General features: G+C 38.5%; 19 protein-coding genes and 1 pseudogene. 16 read left to right on the forward strand and 4 right to left on the reverse strand.

Annotated features, from left to right (window positions below; all coding sequences use genetic code 11):
- The first annotated feature begins 27 nt into the window (after positions 1-27).
- On the forward strand, positions 28-441 hold the full coding sequence (locus MFF31_RS16615) for an Lrp/AsnC family transcriptional regulator (protein WP_238189357.1): 414 nt from the start codon (positions 28-30) through the stop codon (positions 439-441).
- Positions 442-459: 18 nt separating this feature from the next.
- A complete protein-coding gene (locus MFF31_RS16620; RefSeq protein ID WP_238189358.1) occupies positions 460-1,014 on the forward strand; it encodes an alpha/beta fold hydrolase in 555 nt (184 codons plus the stop codon).
- A gap of 130 nt (positions 1,015-1,144) precedes the next feature.
- Here MFF31_RS16620 and MFF31_RS16625 read toward each other — a convergent pair whose 3' ends face one another.
- Positions 1,145-1,834, reverse strand: a complete 690-nt coding sequence (locus MFF31_RS16625) for a Crp/Fnr family transcriptional regulator (RefSeq protein ID WP_238189361.1) — start codon at positions 1,832-1,834, stop codon at positions 1,145-1,147.
- A 219-nt stretch (positions 1,835-2,053) separates the two neighbouring features.
- Between MFF31_RS16625 and MFF31_RS16635 the strand changes: the two genes are divergently transcribed.
- The 3 genes from MFF31_RS16635 (at position 2,054) to MFF31_RS16645 (ending at position 3,443) form a co-directional block, all read left to right on the forward strand.
- Complete coding sequence (locus MFF31_RS16635; protein ID WP_238189362.1) at positions 2,054-2,473, forward strand: hypothetical protein; 420 nt, start codon at positions 2,054-2,056, stop codon at positions 2,471-2,473.
- 285 nt (positions 2,474-2,758) lie between these two features.
- Positions 2,759-3,169 carry a MerR family transcriptional regulator gene (locus tag MFF31_RS16640; protein WP_238189364.1) on the forward strand — a complete coding sequence of 137 codons (411 nt, stop codon included), beginning with the start codon at positions 2,759-2,761 and terminating at the stop codon, positions 3,167-3,169.
- A 4-nt stretch (positions 3,170-3,173) separates the two neighbouring features.
- Positions 3,174-3,443 (forward strand): hypothetical protein, encoded by a 270-nt coding sequence (locus MFF31_RS16645; RefSeq protein ID WP_238189366.1) that lies wholly within the window; start codon positions 3,174-3,176, stop codon positions 3,441-3,443.
- A 158-nt stretch (positions 3,444-3,601) separates the two neighbouring features.
- Here MFF31_RS16645 and MFF31_RS16650 read toward each other — a convergent pair whose 3' ends face one another.
- Positions 3,602-4,813 (reverse strand): MFS transporter, encoded by a 1,212-nt coding sequence (locus tag MFF31_RS16650; RefSeq protein ID WP_238189368.1) that lies wholly within the window; start codon positions 4,811-4,813, stop codon positions 3,602-3,604.
- Positions 4,814-5,051: 238 nt separating this feature from the next.
- On the opposite strand from MFF31_RS16650, the gene MFF31_RS16655 reads away from it, so the two are divergent.
- The 5 genes and pseudogenes from MFF31_RS16655 to MFF31_RS25545 all read left to right on the forward strand — a co-directional run bounded on the left by MFF31_RS16655 (position 5,052) and on the right by MFF31_RS25545 (position 6,863).
- Positions 5,052-5,378: an ArsR/SmtB family transcription factor gene (locus MFF31_RS16655; protein ID WP_238192082.1), complete on the forward strand. Its 327-nt coding sequence runs from the start codon at positions 5,052-5,054 to the stop codon at positions 5,376-5,378.
- Positions 5,379-5,431: 53 nt separating this feature from the next.
- Positions 5,432-5,953 (forward strand): SRPBCC family protein, encoded by a 522-nt coding sequence (locus tag MFF31_RS16660; protein ID WP_238189369.1) that lies wholly within the window; start codon positions 5,432-5,434, stop codon positions 5,951-5,953.
- Positions 5,954-6,032: 79 nt separating this feature from the next.
- The gene (locus MFF31_RS16665) at positions 6,033-6,410 is read left to right on the forward strand and encodes a VOC family protein (protein WP_238189371.1); all 378 of its coding nucleotides are present in this window, start codon (positions 6,033-6,035) and stop codon (positions 6,408-6,410) included.
- 208 nt (positions 6,411-6,618) lie between these two features.
- Positions 6,619-6,693: pseudogene (locus MFF31_RS25450) on the forward strand (hypothetical protein); the annotation flags it as partial.
- Positions 6,690-6,863, forward strand: a complete 174-nt coding sequence (locus MFF31_RS25545; protein WP_483874650.1) for an alpha-helical endospore appendage domain-containing protein — start codon at positions 6,690-6,692, stop codon at positions 6,861-6,863. The pseudogene MFF31_RS25450 and the gene MFF31_RS25545, both read left to right, overlap by 4 nt.
- A gap of 236 nt (positions 6,864-7,099) precedes the next feature.
- On the opposite strand, the gene MFF31_RS16670 is transcribed toward MFF31_RS25545, so the two are convergent.
- Positions 7,100-7,513, reverse strand: coding sequence for a hypothetical protein (locus MFF31_RS16670; protein ID WP_238189373.1), 414 nt, complete (start codon positions 7,511-7,513; stop codon positions 7,100-7,102).
- Between the two features lie 248 nt (positions 7,514-7,761).
- Here MFF31_RS16670 and MFF31_RS16675 point away from each other — a divergent pair, with 248 nt between their 5' ends.
- The 4 genes from MFF31_RS16675 (at position 7,762) to MFF31_RS16690 (ending at position 12,509) form a co-directional block, all read left to right on the forward strand.
- On the forward strand, positions 7,762-8,586 hold the full coding sequence (locus MFF31_RS16675; protein ID WP_238189375.1) for a MerR family transcriptional regulator: 825 nt from the start codon (positions 7,762-7,764) through the stop codon (positions 8,584-8,586).
- Positions 8,587-8,656: 70 nt separating this feature from the next.
- Positions 8,657-9,679, forward strand: a complete 1,023-nt coding sequence (locus MFF31_RS16680; protein ID WP_238192084.1) for a serine hydrolase domain-containing protein — start codon at positions 8,657-8,659, stop codon at positions 9,677-9,679.
- 276 nt (positions 9,680-9,955) lie between these two features.
- On the forward strand, positions 9,956-11,509 hold the full coding sequence (locus MFF31_RS16685; RefSeq protein ID WP_282570597.1) for a malate:quinone oxidoreductase: 1,554 nt from the start codon (positions 9,956-9,958) through the stop codon (positions 11,507-11,509).
- A 271-nt stretch (positions 11,510-11,780) separates the two neighbouring features.
- The gene (locus MFF31_RS16690; RefSeq protein WP_238189378.1) at positions 11,781-12,509 is read left to right on the forward strand and encodes a DUF3221 domain-containing protein; all 729 of its coding nucleotides are present in this window, start codon (positions 11,781-11,783) and stop codon (positions 12,507-12,509) included.
- Between the two features lie 227 nt (positions 12,510-12,736).
- Here MFF31_RS16690 and MFF31_RS16695 read toward each other — a convergent pair whose 3' ends face one another.
- The gene (locus tag MFF31_RS16695; RefSeq protein WP_375541324.1) at positions 12,737-13,234 is read right to left on the reverse strand and encodes a MarR family winged helix-turn-helix transcriptional regulator; all 498 of its coding nucleotides are present in this window, start codon (positions 13,232-13,234) and stop codon (positions 12,737-12,739) included.
- A gap of 252 nt (positions 13,235-13,486) precedes the next feature.
- Here MFF31_RS16695 and MFF31_RS16700 point away from each other — a divergent pair, with 252 nt between their 5' ends.
- Together MFF31_RS16700 and MFF31_RS16705 are read left to right on the forward strand one after the other, a co-directional pair.
- Positions 13,487-14,485 carry an LLM class flavin-dependent oxidoreductase gene (locus tag MFF31_RS16700; protein WP_238189380.1) on the forward strand — a complete coding sequence of 333 codons (999 nt, stop codon included), beginning with the start codon at positions 13,487-13,489 and terminating at the stop codon, positions 14,483-14,485.
- Between the two features lie 441 nt (positions 14,486-14,926).
- Positions 14,927-15,892 (forward strand): hypothetical protein, encoded by a 966-nt coding sequence (locus MFF31_RS16705; protein ID WP_238189382.1) that lies wholly within the window; start codon positions 14,927-14,929, stop codon positions 15,890-15,892.
- Positions 15,893-15,971: the final 79 nt, after the last annotated feature.

Genomic DNA, 15,971 nt, shown 5'->3' on the forward strand with positions numbered 1-15,971 from the left:
ACTTTAGCCATGAAAGTGAGGTTAATTATGATTGATCATATTGATCTAGAAATTATTAAGCTGCTAAGGGAAAATGCTCGATTGCAATGGAAACAAATTGGAGAAAATGTTCATATGTCTGGCGCTGCGGTCGCTAATCGCATTCAACGTCTAGAGGATCTTGGAGTCATTGAAGGTTATACGGTGAAGATCAATGAGAAAAAGATGGGAAACATTTATTCCGCTTTCGTCATCGTTATGATAAAAGATTATCAGCATACAAAATTTCAGGAATTTATAAAGGGACGTGACGAAATAAAGGAAGCGCACCGTGTTAGCGGAGATCCTTGCTTTATTCTCAAGGTTGAAGTATCAGAGCAGCTTCAGCTCAGCAACCTACTCGATGAGATTTTGATATACGGGCACTATAGAATTAACATCTCAATGGGGAAATTCAAATAATGATAGGAGGCGATGACTGTGTCAAAAAGCTTGTTATTCATTCATGGCGGCGGAGACGGTGCTTATGAAGAAGATAAAAAAATGGCTTTACATCTGCAAGAGACATTAGGTGCGGAGTATAATGTTATATTTCCGAAGATGCCAGATGAGGGAAATCCTAAATATGAAGCATGGAGGGAACAGATTTCTAAAGAGCTCATTTCCATTGATGGAGATGTAACCATTGTCGGTCACTCCTTGGGTGCTTCATTGTTGATTAAATATCTTTCAGAAGAGCAACTTACAACATATATTGCAGGTTTGTTTCTAATCGCACCTCCATATTGGGGTGCAGAAGATTGGGAAGTAGAAGAGTATGCACTTTCTGAGGAGTTTCCAACTAAGCTATCCAACACTCGGCCTATGTACTTCTATCATAGTAGTGAAGATGAATGGGTCCCATTTGCACATCTATCCATTTACGCAGGAAAACTTCCCCACGCAGTCATTTATAAATTGGATGGGCGAAATCATCAGCTTAACAACGATATGACGGAGGTTGCTAGAGATATTAAGAACCTTATTGTAAATTGAGATGATTGTTAAAGCCCTAAAGGATTGTACTTCTCAAGGGCTTTAATATTTTTCGTACCGAGGATGAGTCTGGACTGGAATTTTTTGAATATGTTATATGTAATCGTCCAGTAGCTTGTATTCCTTTTTATTAATCATAACGTAAACCATTTGAGAGTTCATCCAAACGCTCCCAATTTAAAACGACTATGGACTTTAATGTTTTGCTTATTATTTTTAGTTCAGATAACTTTTGAATGACACGATTTAGATGGCGGGGAGTTGTGCCTATCAAAGATGCGATCTCTCCAATGTTAGGTGTTTGCATCTCTTTTCCGAATTCATTTTGAAGACGTATCGTTAATAAATAACTCGCAAAACGTTCCTCGACCGAAGCCAACAAATTAATTCTTGAAGCAGTTGTACACGTCTGGAGTCTATATGAAAGATATTTTAAGAGTTGTTGCAAAAAGTAATGATTCTGCATGAGTTCGGTTTCAATCGTATGTTTGTTAATAAATATAAATGTTGTTTGTTCAATCGCTTTTACTTGAGATTGAATGACAGCCTTCTGCAGTAGTTCTACATCCCCGAAGACAGTTAGTGGATAGCAAAAGCGCAATAATAATGATTTTCCTGTACCCACACTAGTTGATACTTTAGTTCGACCTGCTACCTGAAAATAAAGACCATCTAATTCATTTCCTTCCTCCAAAACTAGTTCATTACGCTCATAGATACGAAGATGGATAGGTAAAGAATCAGACAGAACGAATATTTGATCTAGGTTGAACTGTGTGATGTATTTTTGTATCGAATGTTGTTCTAAAATGATTTTCATCGGCTGCTCCCTTTTCGGTCATCTGTCCTTTCTATTATACAAAAAACTGGTATGATGTGAAAAAGTGAGGGGAGACATATCATGCAGTTTATTTTTGATTTGGATGGGACAATTTGTTTTAAAGGAAAACCGTTAAGTACATCAATATGGGGATAAGATCACGAATAGGTCTTGCTGAGGCAAAGACAATTTCATGTCCTTTTTCCACAAGAGCGTCTAATGCCTGAACCATTGCCACCTCATATGCATCGATTTCCGATGATAGGTGGGAATGGCGGATTTATTGCGATTGGTGGCAATATTATCTCAACTATTCATTTTGATAAACCAATAGCAGACTTATTACTCAAGTTAATTAGGACATATGAGGCCGAATATTTAATAGATAGTCGTTGGGATTATGCTTATTCGGGTAGCGATGAGCATCCAATACGCAGAAACATAGATCCAGAACAAAGAGCAAAAAATATACAATTAGATGAGCTACAAGAGATATTGAAGATGGTTATTTTGAGAAGTCTGAATGCTGAGAAAATGCTAGAGGAACTACAGAGGTTACCGGTTGTACTCTACTTACACGGAGCTGAAGAAGAACAGGTTATAAATAAAATGAACGAGATAATGGTGGATCTAAACTGATGAATAACTCAATTAAATATATTCAATACAATAATGGCGATCATTTTACGGTTTAGAACCGAGAGATGATCGCCATTGTTCTATAGTTTTATTGAGTCACTCCTCTTCTAAAATAATTGAATCAAGTCTCAACTTATTATGTAAGGCGCATACTTTTACTACTATTAATATACAGTATTTTCCTATATTATTTAATACAATAGATATTCGAAGTATGCTGAAAAATATACTTGACCCCGTACCATAGTACGGAGATTATCATTAGTTCAAGAGAGGAGAGACGCTATGAGTGGACTTACGATAAGCCAAGTAGCTAAGGCGTCTAATGTGAATATTGAAACAGTGAAGTACTACGAGCGAAAGGGTTTAATATCTAAGCCTCCCAGAACCGAGTCAGGGTACAGAATGTTTCCCGCAGATACAGTCGAAGATATTGTAATGATAAAAAGAGCACAAGCAATCGGATTTACTCTAAAGGAAATTCAACAATTTTTAACTATTGTCAAACAAGAAACCTTTTATCCGACTGAAGAAATGTATAACTTCGCAACACTAAAGGTACATGAGATTGAAAATAAGATCAGTCAACTCCAGAGCTTTAAATCGATGCTAGAAATGGTCACGAAACCTGCTAATTTTTCACAACCGCTGCCTAAGGATCAATGTCCCGTTTTAAAAAAATTAATAAAAGGGTGATCATATGAGCAAAAATATTGAGATATTTACAGATAGGTTGAAATTCGGGGATGAAATTATTAACAAAGTTTCGGAATATGCTTGTTCTAAGTGTGTAATAACTGTCTATGACATAAACAATGCGGATGATACAAACGAGATGCACATAAAAACAAACGCGTATGGCATTAATAAGTTACCTGCAGTTACATTTGACGGAAAGGTTGTTAATATTGAAATGTTGAAAGGCGGTCATATAAGGAACATCTTTCAACATCTTATCGGAAGATCATAGATACAACTGCACCACGAAATTATACAAAATAATTAACACGTACAGCACATTATTTTTATTGGCCTGATAGAATATAGAAATGCCAAGTTGGGTTGCAGAACTGCAACCCTTTACTCTTTTTACATATAAGATAACAAACATTAGCAGGCTAAAATCAATCAACCAGTAGCTTGCTGTTTATCGGGCTTAATCATAAATATAGATAGAAAAAAGCAGAGGATAGAACCGCCTGCAAAAATATAAAACAGCAGTGTCTCTTTCGATAACAGGGCTGAAGCGATTAATGGACCTGCTGCTACGCCAATAAATCGCATGCTGCTGTAAAGTGAAGTAATTGTTCCTCTTTGTTTTTTATCTGTACCTTCGGTTATGAGGGCGTCAAGACTCGGTAATGCCAATCCAATTCCAGTACCGCCCAGGAACATGAAGGATATAAGAAAAACTAAACTTTTTGTATTTACAAGACCGCACACTAACATGGATGTTGCCAGAAGTGCAATTCCACAAACAGTAAACCACTTCATACGTGCTTTATTTTCACCAACTATTTTACCCGTAATAAACGAAGCTAAACATATTGCACTTAAAGGAATCGCAATTAATAAACCTTTCCAAATTCCTTTTATATTGTAGTGATCTTCAAGTATCGAAGATAAGTAATAGAGAAAACCGAACAATATAAACATTACAATTCCACCAACGATAAAAATGGTATACAGCCAACTACCCTTTTCTTTGAGTACTCCTTTTAATGATGTAATAAATTGTTTAACTGTTTGAGTTGCTTTATTTTTTGGTTTAGGAACTTTGACTAAAAAGATTACGGCAATCAAAGAAATGACTGAGATAACAGGTATAACAATCAAAGGTAGAAACCATGTGACTAAAGCTAATGCAGAACCAACAATTGGACTAACTACTTTACCGAATGTATTCGAGGTTTCAATCATACCAAGGCTGCTGCTAACTTCTTCTTTACTGTCAAACATATCCCCAACTAAAGGAATAACGATAGGGAACGCTCCTGCAGCCCCGATTCCTTGAATTAACCTGCCAATTAATATGACCATGTAAACATTGTTGTGTAATAACCAAGCACCTAAGCCAGATACTAAACCACCAATTGCTGCTATTGAAAGACCGATAATAATGATGAGCTTCCGTCCAAATCGATCAGAGAGATAACCCGCTATAGGTATAAAAAAAATCGAAACCGCTGCATATATCGTTATGATCAAGCTAGATTGTAGCGGAGAAATATGAAGTTTCTTTTGCATTAAGGGAAGAACGGGAATAAGCATTGAATTGGCTAACGTCATAATCAGTGGAATAGAGGCTAACGCCATCAAATCCAATTTTTTCTGTTTCACAATGTTAATCCCCATTCCGTATAGTTAACTTCTTAATCATTGAGAATCATCCACATTTACGACCTCCTTAATTTGTTCCGATTGATCGTTAATATTCAAAAAAGTTTCTAACAATCCATTCACAATATTCCTTTACGGGAATATTCCTATTGTGGTATATTGAGTTTAGCAAAGAAAACACATAATAATAAAGATACGAAAGATGCTAACAAGTAGAGCAACAGAACGGATGATGATCATGAATACTGACGTTATGAGTGCTTTGGCTGAGCCTAATCGTATGCAGATCGTTGAGCTGTTACGCGAATGCTCACTCACCGTAGGGGAAATTGCCGAACGGCTGCAAATGCGCCAACCTCAAACATCCAAGCATCTGCGTGTTCTAAGTGAAGCTGGCATCGTGGAGGTAGAGGTGGACGCTAATCGCCGAATTTACAAGCTGCGAGCGGATCCATTCCGAGAGCTCGATAATTGGCTCGCAAGTTACCGTATTATGTGGGAGAAGCGATTTGACCGACTGGATGACTATTTGCAGAAGTTGCAAGACAACGAAGACCCGAAGTGAATGCATGGGTTAAACGATTAAATCAAAGTAAAAAAATCGAGGAGGAAATTACAATGGCAAACCAAATGATATCTAAGATCGAGGGAAAAGTGATTATTCTAGAGCGTGAATTCAATGCATCTCCTGAGTTAGTATTTCAAGCATTCACGCAGGCAGAACATCTAAAACAATGGTGGGGACCTAATGGTTGGACTATTCCTGTATGCAACTTGGACTTCCGTGTTGGTGGTGCTTGGCATTACTGCATGAAGTGTGAGGATAAAAACCAAGGTGATTTCTATGGTATGGAATCGTGGGGCAAGAGTGTATATCAGGAAATCGTTGCTCCAGAGAAAATTGTGTATGTGGACTCATTCTCTGATGCGGAGGGCAACATATCGAAAGATATGCCATCGACGATCGTAACGCTCTCCTTCATTAAAACGGATAGAGGCACAAAAGTTGTTAATCATGCGGAGTATGTAACTGCAGAGTCAGTTGAGCAAGTGCTAGCGATGGGCATGATGCAAGGAATTACAGAAACTTGGAACAGGCTGGACGAGCACTTAGAGTTGATTCAGAAGAGCGTGAAATAGTAGCATAGAACTTAACCCATAGTCACAACTTAAACAATCCGTTTTAGGTAATAACTACTAATAGGGAGTGGAAGAAATAATGATTACAAAAGTCGGTCAGCTAATGTTATATGTAAATAACCAAGATGAGGCAGTGAAATTTTGGACAGAAAAATTAGGATTTAGTGTTATTTCTGAACAAAATAACGGACAAGGTATGAAATGGATTGAAATTGCTCCATTAAACTCAAATGAAACAAGTCTTGTTCTACACAGTAAGGAAGCGGTAGCAAAGATGTCTCCAGGTGTAAATCTTGGTACTCCTTCATTAATGTTTTATTCTGAAAGCATCGCTGAACTTCATAGCGATCTATCAAGTAAAGATATTAAAGTAGGAGAAATTATGGAGATGCCTTTCGGCAAAGTATTTAACTTCCCAGATAATGAAGAAAACTACTTTGCTGTATATGGAAAATAATTAATGAATATAGAGGTGGTTGACTGGAATAGTCAGCCGCTTTTTTAGCTATCGTGACATGTTTAATAAACCAAGGAGCAGTAAAGCACATTACTGATCTTTGGTTTATTTTGTTATTGGCAATTTATTAGAAACAAACACTAGCCGAACTGATTAAACGATCTAGGAGGAATTATTGACAATAGTAGTCTACTAGGTAAAGTTAGCAGAAAATAATCCGGCTACTCCAGGACAATTACTAACTTACACGTTAGTCGTTTCGAATAATGGACACATATTATGAATGTCGAGGCCGAAAAAATACAATTTGCTCTCGGTACACTGCCGGGTATAACTTTGTTAAGCTCGATAAATGACATTTTTGCTATTAACACTAGTGTCAGAAAGACAATTAAGGCAGTATCCAATCTTGAATTCCTCTTAGCTTCGAAGTTAGAAAGTACGCTAAAATAGATGCTGATGCTGATACAAAACAAGAAGAAGAAGGAATTTTTTTCAGGGAATGGAGGGGGAGAGCGCCTCAAAAAGCCACAGGCTTTAGGGGCACTTTCTTTAGTAAATTCTGAAACGTTAATGATAAAATGAAGTTGGCATCCAACGTCGCTACCTTCAAATCATTAGACAAAACAAGAGGCAAGTCCCATAACAATTGACGGGAACGAGCCTCTTAATTTATCATAATTATTCCATTAAACCACGTAATGTCCCATGTAGACGTAAGAAGCTCCATTAGGATGAGTTGGACCATTCAAATAAGTCACTTTCAGATAATAAACTTGATTTGCTTGGACATTGATTCCACCGTTACCAGAACCATTCGGAATAACGTTAAAATTAGAGTCCAATAACTGAGTTTGAAGAGGACCTCCGAAATTAGTATGGACTATTGTAAATAATGCAGTTCCAGCCCTATGAGTTGTAAACTTATGGATTCTAGTACCGGGTGAATTAGGAGTTAAAGTACCCGTATAAAAAACACTTTGGTTTACATTACTCATAGTATGTTCTGTATCATACCAATAAGCTGAAACTTTGCCGCTTGGAGTAATAATACTTAAAGATAGAAGAGCGATCGCAATAATAAAAGTGTACGCTTTTTTCATAATTGACCCCCTTTTCATTATTAATTAATAAATCTATCATCACTATATACCTTTGCTCACATATTGTAAACGCTTACAGAATAGTAGTCAGAATCATACAATTTACAACAAATTACTACTGATGATGTAGTATTGATGATAACTTATTACGATTGACTTTCCCCTTAGGGCAAGGTGTATTGTGAGAATAAGCAAAAGAATTGTAAGCATTATTGACTTGCGAATCATATGCAGAATGGAGGTGCCATATGCTATCGATTGGAGAGTTCTCAAAGATATGTGGAGTTTCAACAAAAACGCTTCGCTACTATGATGAACATGGACTAATTAAACCAGATGAGATTAATCCAGAAAACGGTTATCGCTATTATTCCATCAACCAACTCAAAAAGATGCTTTTTATTAATCGTTTGAAATCTTATCACTTCTCTCTAGAAGAAATCAAAATTATTCTGGAAATAGGAGCAGATCAATTCGAGGACAATCTTCGTGCTACACTCTGTCGCAAAAGAAGCGAAATGCAGGAAAAGCTGTTTACACTGGACTATACTCTGAAACAAATGAGCAGCGATATTTTGAATGTAGAGAAAGGTATTCCAATTATGTCTTACATTGATGATATTGAAGTACAACTTGTTGAAACTGAGCCAGTGAATATCCTTTTTACACGTGAATTGTTAAGTAGTGATGACTACGTTGCAGGTTATGGGAAGTACTTTGGCATGTTATACGAAAAGATTGCGTCAGAAAAGCTCACCTTACTTGGTACTCCCATCACTATCTATCATAGTCCTGAATACAATCCGTCTGGTAATGATACCGAATTTGCCATTCCGATAGCGGAGAATGTAAGGGGTACAAGAGTATTACAGGGCAGTCTTTGTGCGAAATCAGTATTAAAAGGTTTCTATTCAGAATTGAGATCGGTATACGCCAAGCTGAGTGAATGGATAGAAAATGAAGGATATGAATTGGTGAAATCACCATACGAAATATATATAACAGCTCCCAATCAGGCGAATGCTCCTGAAGAAATGGTTACTGAGGTGTATTTTCCAGTAAAGAAAAGATAGTAGCAAGACCAGACGCTTTCCTTAACACACACTAAACAGAACCAAAATGTCCCTTAGAGAGGTGAGTATTATTAAAAAAAATTACTGGCCAACTGCAGATTCGCAAACATTAGAACAGGCGACTTCAGGCATAGATACGGAGAGGCTATCAGATCTTGAATCAATTATTACAACCCAATACAGCAACATTAACGGCATTGTTGTTGTAAGAAATGGATGTATTGCTTATGAGGAGTACTACAACGGATTTGGTGTTAAAGGTACGCATCATGTGACATCTGTTACAAAAAGTATTTTATCTGCCCTGATTGGTATTGCGATCGATCAAGGATACATTAATCATGTACACCAGAAGGTGCTGGATTTTTTCCCCGAGTATGTTCCCGAATCTACTAATTCACAGAAACAAGAAATTACAGTACGCCATTTACTCACAATGACCGCTCCTTACCCATTTGAGGACTGGCGTGAGCCGCTGGACGTGATGTGCATGCAATCTGATTGGGTAAAGTATATATTAGACATATTGGGTGAGCAGGGATCTATTGGCGCATTTAAGTATTCCACTGCGGGGACACATCTACTTTCAGCCATCATTACTCGGACTACCGGAAAGAGTGCACGTCAGTTTGCAAATGAATACTTATTTAATCCGATCGGTATGAAAGAAATCCCTTCCTATAACATGAATTCATTTGGGTTTGATGATTTATTTGGTAAAGACGTGCGAGGTTGGGTGGAAGATCCAAGTCGAAACTCAACTGGCGGTTTTGGACTTACGCTAAATCCTCGTGATATGGCACGTTTTGGTTGTCTATATTTGAATCGTGGCATGTGGGACAACAACCAAATTATTTCGGAGTCGTGGATAGATGAATCAACAACGTTAACTCCCAATAATTACGGCTATTTATGGTGGTTACGTGAAGAGGATGGAATTTATGCATACTCAGCAATAGGCGATGGCGGCAATGTCATTTGTTGTATTCCAAAAAAGGGTCTGGTCATCGCAATTGCTTCACAGTTCATCGTTAATGCTCGTGATAGGTGGGCATTAATAAAGGAAAGTATTATCCCAGCACTAATGGACTGAAATGAATAGATTTAATTGTAAACTAGGGCGCTCACAATCTGTTTCATTTGATTGTAAGCGCCTTTATGGTTGTGTAATCCCGGAGTGTTACGTACATCTTTTTTCTGATAGCATTAAGCTATTGTTGTGATAGCTTAATGCTATCAGAAAAAAGCAAATAAAGATTTTCATCTATAAATATTAATGATAGACTATGATCAGGTAATTTTGAACCAGAAATGAAATGTGACAAGGTCGGGCTCAGGCTTGCTATGGCACCTAAGCAGGAGAACCTGCATTTTTTTCTGCAAATCGAAGAGTATAAGGACGGTAAAAATGAGCAACAGACAAATAAAAACAGACGTTATCTTGATTGGTGCCGGAATCATGAGTGCTACTTTAGGGTCTCTGCTGAAAGAATTGGTGCCGGACTGGAAAATTACAGTGATTGAGAAATTAGCAAACGCTGGTGAGGAAAGCTCTAACGAATGGAATAATGCAGGAACAGGGCACGCTTCACTATGTGAGCTTAACTACACCGTTGAAAAACCCGACGGTTCGATAGATATTAGCAAGGCAATAAAAACAAATGAAGAGTATCAGCTCTCAAAGCAATTTTGGTCGTATCTTGTAGATAGTAATTTAATCCGTAATCCAGAGGATTTTATTATGCCATTGCCTCATATGAGTATCGTACAAGGAGCACAGAATGTTACTTTTCTAAAAAAACGGTTTGAAGCGTTAACCAACAATCCTCTCTTTCAAGGCATGGAATTTTCTGATGATCCAGAAAAGCTAATGGAATGGATTCCGCTGATGATGAAGGACCGTGTATTAAAAGAACCAATTGCTGCAACAAGAATTGAATCAGGTACGGATGTTAACTTTGGCGCTTTAACGCGTATGTTGTTTACCCATTTAAAGAGCCAAAACGTTAATATGAAATTTAAGCATAGTGTAGATGATATTTCTCGTACTAGCGACGGCTCATGGGAGTTGAAAGTACGGAATGTCGACAACGGTTCTGTTGAACGCCATGCCGCAAAATTCGTTTTTATCGGCGGTGGTGGAGGAAGCCTTCACTTGTTGCAAAAATCCGGTATCCCTGAAGGAAAAGGGATTGGCGGATTTCCAGTAAGTGGATTATTTATGGTCTGTCACAATCCTGAAATTGTATCGCAGCATTATGCCAAGGTATACGGGAAAGCGCCAGTTGGTGCACCTCCGATGTCAGTTCCGCATCTTGACACAAGATTTATCGAGAAGAAGGAATCGTTGTTTTTTGGACCATTTGCCGGCTTCTCGCCAAAGTTTTTAAAATCCGGTTCAATGTTTGATTTGATCACTTCTGTAAAACCAAATAATCTTGTTACGATGCTGGCTGCAGGAGTGAAAAATCTTTCATTAACTAAATATTTGATCAATCAAGTTATGTTATCAAAAGAACAGCGTATGGAAGAATTACGTGAATTTGTACCAAATGCAAAAAGCGAAGATTGGGAATTGGTCGTAGCAGGTCAGCGTGTACAGATTATTAAAGATACGGCAGCTGGCAAAGGAACACTACAGTTTGGCACGGAAGTTATAAGTGCAGCTGATGGTTCAATAGCTGCCTTACTTGGTGCATCTCCGGGAGCTTCAACTGCAGTTTCCGTTATGCTTGAGTTAATTGAAAAATGTTTCCCGCAACATATGGAAGCGTGGGAACCGAAAATAAAAGAAATGATACCATTATATGGCGTGTCATTAATGGATAACCCAGAGCTTATTAATGACATTCACACATCAACGGGTCGGACACTTAGTCTAAGTGAAGAGATGTCTTCACAGAAAACACGGAGAAGTGTATAGTATTTAATCCTTCTAATTGGTGTAACTAATTTTCCGTAATGATAGAATACAATTGAAATGTTTAATGCGAAATGAACAGTATGATTTATTATGCAAGTAAACAAGTATTTAGACAAAAATAAGCAGACACTTCGGTGCTCTGCTTATTTAATGTTGGTTTACTTGTAGTAAGTACTAAACACTATAGTATCCAGTTAATGGACATATCACCGTAACTTTATTAATCGATATGACGTCTATACCGACAAGAATGATAAATAGGAGGGACGCAATGTTCAAGCTCATAATTTGCTGTGCAGTCGTTGTCAGTATGTTGACGGCTTGTGACGTAAAGAAGGAACAACTCCATGAAGATACAAAAAATAATATCCAAAATAAAATTGTCAGCAGTTTAAAAGCTATGGATGTCCGCGGTCCTATGACAGTTGGATTTAATGCTCAGAATCAAAAAGTAGTAGTGGATGCCTATATAACGGAAGAGCAAAAATCTCAATTAATTGATAAATATGGTGATGACTTGATTGAAGTTAACATTAGTGAGATAGTGAGCGGCCTGGTTGGTTATGTTGTTAGGGTAGAGAACGGGAAAATTCTCGTAGTAGACCCGAATGTTCAAGATTATGGTGCACAAGGCGGCGAAAAGTTTTTCTATAACGCTTCTTGGTATTCGAATGCTCCTGATGAAGTAAAAGTTGGTCAGAAAGTTGAAGTTAAGGTAATTGAAGGTCCAATAACTACGCAATACCCTGGTGATAGCACAGCAGAGAAAGTAATCATAATCCCCCATATAAATGCAGGCAATGCTATATTATTGGAGGAGGAAGCTATTCGGAAAGCAATGGCATCGAACGAATATCAACACTCCATCGCTGCTACAGATGAATGGTTGCCCGTTATTAAAGGAGCAACATATAACGAAAAGACTTCGATGTGGACTGTAAACTTCACCAATAAAAGTACGGACCAAGTGATATCGATCCCTATTGAAGATGAACAATGAGGAACGAAAAGATTATATGTACACTTAAATCTATTTGCAATTAACGGTTTGAAGTCATATTTAGAAGCTATCGTCAGTCAGTATTCATTGGACAATTGAGTTACTGAAATATTCACAAGCTCTTATTGTATTCGATGACTTAATAGAGTTAAAAACAATTAGACCGCTTGTCCTAATATAGGACAGCGGTCTTCTTTTGTAAGAGTCTACCTAGCGTCGCTTTTGATTTAAGAAGATGAAGATTTGTTGCGGGATTTAGAACTAAGAAGATAGATCTGTTCCTCCATTACTATGCTTGCTTTACCTAAAAATTGCGTAATGAGTGTAAGCTCTTCGTCCGTATAAGTGGCAGCAAGCTCTACCAGTTCTTTGTGAAGAGGCATATAGGCGATGTTGACCTCTTCTTTATTTTCATACAGAGGGACAATAACCACTTTACGACGGTCATTTGGATCATTTTGCCTGCGCACGAAACTTTTTCCTTCAAGACGGTCAATTAATGAAGTAACGCTGCCCGTAGCAAGCCCCGTTAGTTTTGACAGTTCACCAGCCGTAATTGGACCTTTTTCACGCATGAAATCGACGGAAACAAAATCAATGTTGTTAATCCCTAGCGAGGAAGCCACATTGTGCTGGTACAAAACCGTCCTGTTTCCTAATCCACGCATTTGTAATGTGAAATTTTCGTATAATTCCGTTTTTGGTTCATCTCGTTTACTTGACAAAAAAACAAACCTCCTTTTATAATTAATATATCTCGATAATCAAGATATTAGAAATACGAGAAACTAGAAATCTGTGTGATACATAAGTTCATTTTATTCGAAACATTAATCATTTGCAAAGAGAAATACAGTTTGAGCCAATTGTATAACATCAATGGACATCGCAATCTTAGTAGCAATGGGTACGATCGTCGGGATTTGAGCCACTCTAACTAAAATCCGCCAATGAGGCATGGAGGTCATCGATAGCCTATGAGATTAAGCGTACTTGAACATTCGCATATCAGTGAAGGAAGAACGGTAAAGGAAACGCTAGACGAGACGGTTGCTCTCGCACAGGAGACGGAGAAGATGGGCTATTATCGTTTCTGGGTTTCCGAACATCACGCATCAGAGGCGTTGGCTTCGTCTAGTCCGGAAGTGCTGATCGCACACATCGCTGCTCATACCCATTCCATAAGAATCGGATCTGGAGGCATTATGCTACCCAACTATAGCGCATACAAGGTAGCTGAAAATTTCAAGTTGCTGGAGGCGCTTCATCCGGGCCGCATCGATGCAGGAATAGGCCGCTCCCCCGGAGGTATTCCTCTTGCTACTCAGGCATTGCAGGAGCATAAGCAGAGTGATGTCGATTTATATGTGCAGCAGGCGGTCGACTTAGCAGACTATCTTCATGATCGTACGTCGGTTGATCATCGTTTTGCAGGGTTATACGCTTTCCCCCGAACGGTTGCAGCACCCGAGCTATGGATGTTAGGTTCCGGCGAAGGAAGCGCGAGAATTGCCGCAGAGCAAGGGTTGGCTTTCGCTTTTGCGCAATTTTTCGGAGCGAAGGCCAACGAGCCGTTGCAACATTACTTCGCACATTTTCATCCGTCCGCTTATGAGAGCAAACCTAGGGCGCTTGCTGCAGTAATGGTCATATGTGCTGACAGTGAGGAATTAGCGCAAGATCTAGCCAAAAGTAACGAGCTGTTTTTTTCTAAGTTATTAACGGGCCAAGAACTCGGACATCTTCCATCAGTGAAGACTGCTAATGGTTATCCATACTCGGCTGCGGAAGAACAAGCGATCGAGCAAATACGCTCGCACCGATTTGTTGGTACACCGGAACAAGTTAAAGACAATCTTCAGCGATATGCAGAACGTTTGCAACTTGACGAATTGATGATCATCTCGCAAATCCACGATTTTGACAAACGCCTCCAGTCGTATAGGCTCATTGCTGATGCCTTCGATCTTGACTAATACAGTTCTAATTAATGACCGCGTAAATCGCGGTTTTTTTGTGTTATGGAATAAGATTGTACATTTTAAGTTTGGTACGAACGCATTCCTATCCTGAAGTGCCACTGCAGAATAATCAGGAGCGTTATCCAGACCTTATCTTCTCGCATCGTAACTGAGGCAATTTCACAATCCACATAACATGCTTTTTTTCAATCTTTTGGGAGGGAATTGCAACTAAGTTGGCGAAAATAGGTAGTGAATTTCTATTTCCAAAAAAAGAGAGCAATAGTTCTGCATCGACGAAAACAAATAACCTACTTGGCTGATGTTGAAATAATTTGCTCTTTTATTAGGAAGAAATTCGGCTACAACTGTAGAAAGTGATATCGAACAAAAAAAGGAGGTGGAACAAGACGCGAAATTCGCTAGTTTTAAAAAACTATTTTGGAGGGATTAATTATGAAGAGTAATAGTGAAAAAAACGTCAGGCTTAATAAACGTTTCACCTTATTTGTAGTTTTTCTCCTTAGTACAGTGTTGTTGATGCCGAACATAGCCAGCGCAGCATATTATAACACCTATGCTGATGTCGCAACGCTCCCGAATACACATGGAGCCTACTCCGCACAGGGGTTTACTGTAGGATCAACATACGCCTACTCCGTAAAAATTAGCGACAACGATGCGTCTCAAGTCATATATCGTACTCATATGACTACTGGGGCAACTGGGATCATGACAAACGGTGATAATGGGACAACCTACACTACCAGTCTCGGACATGCGAATGATATAGTTCTCAGCACAATAAATGGAGAACTATATATGTTTGTTATTACTATGAAAGAAGGCAGTTTAAGTCTTGTGAAGCTGAAGTATGTTGGAGCAACATACTACAAAGTTGGTAACTATACAATAAAATACAATGGTGTAAACAAGGCAATGTCAGGGGTTAAAATTACTAGCAAAGACGCTAACAACATTAACTTTCTTTTCAAAGCCGGACGAACCTTTTACACAGGATCACTCCCACTTACTGCAAACAGCGGTACAATTAATGTAGCCAACAGCTTTAACATAAATATTGAAGACGCTCTTGTTAACGGTAGCACTATACCCAACATCACCTCGTATGTATTTCAAGGATACGGCTATCATAACAATTCCGTTTATGTCCCGATGACATATAAAAACGTCAGCATCGTTCTTGTTTATCGTAATATTTCTACTGCCTCGGGTACAATAACCGCAGATAATAATCTATCGTTCCGTATTACATCCGCTGCATACCCCGATCTATTCGAGATAGAAAGTGTTGCAATTGCGCATGGGGATAAACTGTGGTTCAACACCAATCGAAGAACAGCCCCTGGTGATACCGCTCACGACGGAGTACACTATTTCAAACTTTTCAGCGCCTCCTAAGGAACCAAATTATTTTGAATAGTTAGTTTGAGCGGCTCTGTGAATGCATAGCTGAAACTAAACTATACCCCAAATGTTA

Origin of the sequence: Paenibacillus sp. L3-i20, from assembly GCF_022180385.2 — a bacterium.
Classification (GTDB): Bacteria; Bacillota; Bacilli; order Paenibacillales; family Paenibacillaceae; genus Pristimantibacillus.